General features: G+C 63.5%; 2 protein-coding genes. One reads left to right on the top strand and one right to left on the bottom strand.

The features are described from left to right. Positions 1-809 (bottom strand): hypothetical protein (locus tag K728_RS0114490; protein ID WP_026041234.1); only part of this gene is annotated, 809 nt, incomplete at its 3' end. Between the two features lie 227 nt (positions 810-1,036). Here K728_RS0114490 and K728_RS0114485 point away from each other — a divergent pair. Beyond that, positions 1,037-2,965 (top strand): caspase family protein, encoded by a 1,929-nt coding sequence (locus K728_RS0114485; protein ID WP_024477139.1) that lies wholly within the window; start codon positions 1,037-1,039, stop codon positions 2,963-2,965. Positions 2,966-3,067: the final 102 nt, after the last annotated feature.

The raw sequence follows: 3,067 nt of genomic DNA, 5'->3' as shown, positions 1-3,067 counted from the left end.
CGCCAGCCGGTGGGGACCGGCGTCCGCATCGGCTGTCGCGCTGGCCCATGCGAGAACAAACCGTCGCCAAAGCTGAAGAGACCACTCAGCAGGATCTGCTCATCCAGCCCGGTCAGGTCGGTTGCCCCGGACCCCAGTGGATCCAACAACTGCTCCACCCGCTCCGCCGAGGAAAACACTGACAGCATGGCCACCAGGTCAGCGATCGCCTCATGCAGCGCAAACTGGTCGAGGGAAGCGAACTGGTCCGACCAGCGGGTTCGGTACCCCGCAAGGATCGCGTGGGTCACCTCATGGGCCACCAGGTCGCGATACAACGCCAACGGCACCGACAGACGCTCCCGGCCATCCCGCCGATGCCCAAACCGGACCACTCCGTCTTCCCGGTCGTAGCCAGAATCGGCGTAGGGCACCGTGTCATACGCGTGGATCCGCAGCCGCCGTCCTCGGGCCCATCCCATCCGGCGGCCGAGGGTTGACTCGAAGGCTGCCAGCGTCGACGCCGCCACGGCGTACGTGTGCTGGGCCAGGAAGCGGCGGTTGGCCAGCAACTCACCGAGGTCATTCGGTGGATTCTCGTCCATCAGCATCCACGGATCGACGTCCTCGCCCAGGAGTAGCTCCAACGGTTTCCCACGCGGGCCGCGAACGACGATGTCGAATCGCGCGCTGCGCGGCCCCCCACCAATGCGCTCAACGGGCACGCGGAGCGTCGTGGTCATCGGACCTTCGGCGCCCAACGTGAACGGACCCTCGGCCAGAATGGTCAAGGGGCGCAGCTCCCCGGTATGGCTTCCGGGCCCCAGCATCACNCCCGCCATTGGCACCTCTCCCTACTGCGACCCGGGATCAGTCTTCCACCGGACCGCTACCAAAAATATCTACCCCTGCGCCCCGGCCGTCAAGCACCAAAATCCCAGTAACACCCCAATAACACCGTGCAGCAGATACTGGCTGCCAACCGCCGGCGCCGTCGCGTGGACACTGCTACCTGACGAACGCCGCTCCAGTCGATGCCACTCAACGAGGAGTAGCCATGAATACCACTGCAGCGACCGCCGCTACCCAACGGGGGTCCGGGCTCAGCGCCGCCCAGATCACGGCCCTGAAACCGCATGTAGTGAACCTCAGCCGAGGCAAGTTCTCGACCGGTGGTGAAATAAGTACCACTGCAGCCGACGTGGATGCCATTTTCCAGAATCATCTCCCCAAGTTCGCACCAGACGGCGACGCACCGATCATGGTCTACGCCCACGGCGGTCTGGTGAGCGAGGCAGCTGGCCTCCGTTCCGCACATCAGCAAAGCGAATGGTGGAAATCGAATGGCGTGTACCCGATCTTCTTCGTCTGGGAGACAGGCTTCCTCGATGCACTGTTCGGCTCTCTGCCCGGAACCAGGGGCGTCCTGGGAGATGTGAGGGACCGCGCAATCGAGCTGATGGCCCGGGCCGCTAACGGTGAGCGGATCTGGGGCGAAATGAAGCGGTTTGCCGAAGACGCCTCGGCAACGGGTGGCGGCGCGCTCTACGTGGCAAAAGCACTCGGCAATTATGTGGCAGCACACCCGAAGACCAGCGTCCACGCCGTCGGCCACAGCGCCGGCTCCATCTTCCACTCCTACTTTGTGCCAGCCGCCCTGAAGGCCGGGGTCCCCGAGTTCGCGACGGTCAGCCTACTGGCACCCGCCGTCCGCACTGATACGTTCAAGGCGAAGTTGGCACCCGAGGCCGGTAAAGGCATCAAATCCCTGGCGATGTACACCATGACGCAGCAGGCCGAGCTTACTGACACCTGCCCCGGTGGCTACGGGAAATCGTTGTTGTATCTGGTCCGTGCGTCCTTCGAAAAGGAAGAGTTCACGCCCATTTTGGGTTTGCAGGAGTGCGTCAACGCGGACCCCGAACTGCTCAAGTTCTTCGATGACGACGGCGGTAAGGCGAAGGCAGAGGTGATCTGGTCAATTTCCGAGACCGGACCTGAAACACGCCGGAGCACTGCGACCACCCACGGGGGATTCGACGACAACACTACGACCATGGAGAGCGTCGCCCGCAGGATTACGGGCAGGAAACCGAAACCCTTCGGCGCCCGAATGATCAGTGAGCCGTGGGCTGTGGCCCCCACCGTCCGCGAGGAACCCCCCGTAAGTACCCGACGCGCCCTATGCATCGGAATCAATGCCTACCCGCCGGGCAAAGAACTGTATGGCTGCGTCGCTGACGCGGAGGCGTGGGGCAAACAGCTGGAGTCGGTCGGATTCGAGGTGACAACCCTGCTCGATGGGGCGGCCACCAGGGTCAACATTCTTCAGGGCATTTTCGACCTGGTGGCGCATAGCACCGCCGGGGATGTGCTCGTCATGCAGTACGCGGGCCATGGGACGTACATTGATGACCTCGATGGTGATGAAGCGGAGGATGGCAACGGAGAAAAGCTGTTCGACGAGGCGCTTTGCCCGGTGGACTTTCAGGGCGGAAACCTGATCATCGATGACGATCTTGGGGAACTCTTCGACCTACTCCCGGAAGGGGTAAGCCTCACCGCCTTCTTCGACTCCTGTCATTCAGGTGACGGTACCCGGCTCTTACCGTCGCTGGGCACTGCAGTCACTGACGGGGCCGAGCAGGCAGCCAATCATGGCCGACGGGCACGGTTCCTGGTCCCTGACACGACCACCATTGAAAACTTCCGGTTACGTCGCGGCGCAGCCGCGAACCCGGGCAAACGAGCCACCGCCCGCGAACTACTGTTTAGCGCCTGTCAGCCTGACGAAGTGGCCTACGAGACCGGCGGGCACGNGACTTCACCGCCGCAGCAAGCCTGCTGCTGGCCCCAAGCGCCGAGAAGATCACCAACGCCGATTTTCTGGCCAAAGTGCTCGAATCGTTTGCTCATCAGCCGCGGCAGAACCCCTACTTCTACGGTGTCGCTGCTGCTTCCGCCAGGACGTTCCTGGCACCGCTGACCCGGCCCGTGGATGCCGGCCAGGGCCTCCGTCCAGCGTCCGGTCAAACCAGTGAAACCAGTGCAGTCGCCCCGGAGGTTGCCGCCGCACGCGCACGAGCAG

It is taken from the genome of Arthrobacter sp. CAL618 (assembly GCF_000468215.1).
Taxonomy (GTDB): domain Bacteria; phylum Actinomycetota; class Actinomycetes; order Actinomycetales; family Micrococcaceae; genus Arthrobacter_D.
This window is presented reverse-complemented; position numbering and strand designations above follow the sequence as displayed.